The sequence below is a fragment of the Exobacillus caeni genome (assembly GCF_005747095.1).
GTDB lineage: Bacteria > Bacillota > Bacilli > Bacillales > Guptibacillaceae > Exobacillus > Exobacillus caeni.
Genome location: NZ_SWLG01000047.1, coordinates 1 through 1,604 on the forward strand (window position 1 = coordinate 1; position 1,604 = coordinate 1,604).

The 1,604-nt window shown below is 49.1% G+C and carries 9 tRNA genes and 2 rRNA genes; all 11 read left to right on the forward strand.

Annotated elements, in window-relative coordinates:
* Positions 1 to 93 (forward strand): 5S ribosomal RNA (gene rrf, locus FCL54_RS23530); the annotation flags it as partial.
* A gap of 9 nt (positions 94 to 102) precedes the next feature.
* A tRNA-Val gene (locus FCL54_RS23535) sits at positions 103 to 178 on the forward strand.
* Between the two features lie 238 nt (positions 179 to 416).
* Positions 417 to 492, forward strand: a tRNA-Thr gene (locus FCL54_RS23540).
* Positions 493 to 622: 130 nt separating this feature from the next.
* Positions 623 to 698: transfer RNA gene (locus tag FCL54_RS23545), tRNA-Lys, on the forward strand.
* Between the two features lie 7 nt (positions 699 to 705).
* A tRNA-Leu gene (locus FCL54_RS23550) sits at positions 706 to 791 on the forward strand.
* A 4-nt stretch (positions 792 to 795) separates the two neighbouring features.
* Positions 796 to 870: transfer RNA gene (locus tag FCL54_RS23555), tRNA-Gly, on the forward strand.
* Between the two features lie 22 nt (positions 871 to 892).
* Positions 893 to 982: transfer RNA gene (locus FCL54_RS23560), tRNA-Leu, on the forward strand.
* Between the two features lie 12 nt (positions 983 to 994).
* Positions 995 to 1,071: transfer RNA gene (locus tag FCL54_RS23565), tRNA-Arg, on the forward strand.
* 7 nt (positions 1,072 to 1,078) lie between these two features.
* Positions 1,079 to 1,155 (forward strand) — tRNA-Pro (locus FCL54_RS23570).
* A 14-nt stretch (positions 1,156 to 1,169) separates the two neighbouring features.
* A tRNA-Ala gene (locus FCL54_RS23575) sits at positions 1,170 to 1,245 on the forward strand.
* A 263-nt stretch (positions 1,246 to 1,508) separates the two neighbouring features.
* A 16S ribosomal RNA gene (locus FCL54_RS23580) occupies positions 1,509 to 1,604 on the forward strand; the annotation flags it as partial.

Consider the following 1,604-nt stretch of genomic DNA (forward strand, 5'->3'; position numbering starts at 1 on the left):
ACACCCGTTCCCATGCCGAACACGGAAGTTAAGCTCTTCAGCGCCGATGGTAATTGGGGGATCTCCCCCTGTAAGAGTAGGACATCGCCGGGCTTAGATAGTGGAGGATTAGCTCAGCTGGGAGAGCATCTGCCTTACAAGCAGGGGGTCGGCGGTTCGAGCCCGTCATCCTCCACCATATTATTTTTTTTGTACCCAAAGGGTACGTCATTTTTATGCCAGTCTAGCCGCAGCTCACAGACAAGCTGAGGACAAATTATTGATTTTACTTCATAATACTTCGCCGGCCTAGCTCAATTGGTAGAGCAAGGAGCATAACCGCGCCGATTAATCTGCGACTTGTCTTGACGCAGATAGCTACAAAGCTAAGCTTGTAGAGGAAGAGACAACAAAAATGATTTAACTTCATAATCTTCGCCGGCCTAGCTCAATTGGTAGAGCAACTGACTTGTAATCAGTAGGTTGGGGGTTCAAGTCCTCTGGCCGGCACCACTTTTAAAACCGTTAGCTCAACTGGCAGAGTAAAGAGCAATGCTACGCTTGTCCCGATCCAGACTACTTCGGCAGTAATTTTGGAAGAGGAAGGGACATGGAAACTGAATAAGCTTCAACTAAACATCAAGAGCCATTAGCTCAGCTGGCAGAGCATCTGACTTTTAATCAGAGGGTCGGAGGTTCGAATCCTCCATGGCTCACCATTTTTATGCGGGTGTGGCGGAATTGGCAGACGCGCTAGACTTAGGATCTAGTGTCTTTACGACGTGGGGGTTCAAGTCCCTTCACCCGCACCAATTCGCGGAAGTAGTTCAGTGGTAGAACACCACCTTGCCAAGGTGGGGGTCGCGGGTTCAAATCCCGTCTTCCGCTCCAATTTAAATTACGAATAAGTCCTGCCGGAGTGGCGGAATTGGCAGACGCACAGGACTTAAAATCCTGCGGAGGGTGTACCTCCGTGCCGGTTCGAGTCCGGCCTCCGGCACCAATCATCTATAAAGCGCCCGTAGCTCAATTGGATAGAGCGTCTGACTACGGATCAGAAGGTTAGGGGTTCGACTCCTCTCGGGCGCGCCATTTTTAACGGGAAGTAGCTCAGCTTGGCAGAGCACTTGGTTTGGGACCAAGGGGTCGCAGGTTCAAATCCTGTCTTCCCGACCACTTTAGTTATTTATGGGGCCTTAGCTCAGCTGGGAGAGCGCCTGCTTTGCACGCAGGAGGTCAGCGGTTCGATCCCGCTAGGCTCCACCATTTTTTCGAAGTTTTGGTTGACTCTCTTCACTAAATGCGGTATACTTTTAAAGTTGCTGTCTTGAAGAAGTAAACTGAAAGTGTGAAAAAGTTGTTGACTTCTGCGAAATGAGATGATATACTTAATCTTGTCGCTGAAAACGACAACCGCATAAAGGATTACTGGCTGAAGGCCATCACATCCTGTGCGTCGTAGTTCTTTGAAAACTGAACAAAACGCCAAGCGAATTAAGCTTTAAAGCAAGCTAGATTGAACTTATCTTTTATCGGAGAGTTTGATCCTGGCTCAGGACGAACGCTGGCGGCGTGCCTAATACATGCAAGTCGAGCGAAGAGATGGGAGCTTGCTCCCTGATCTT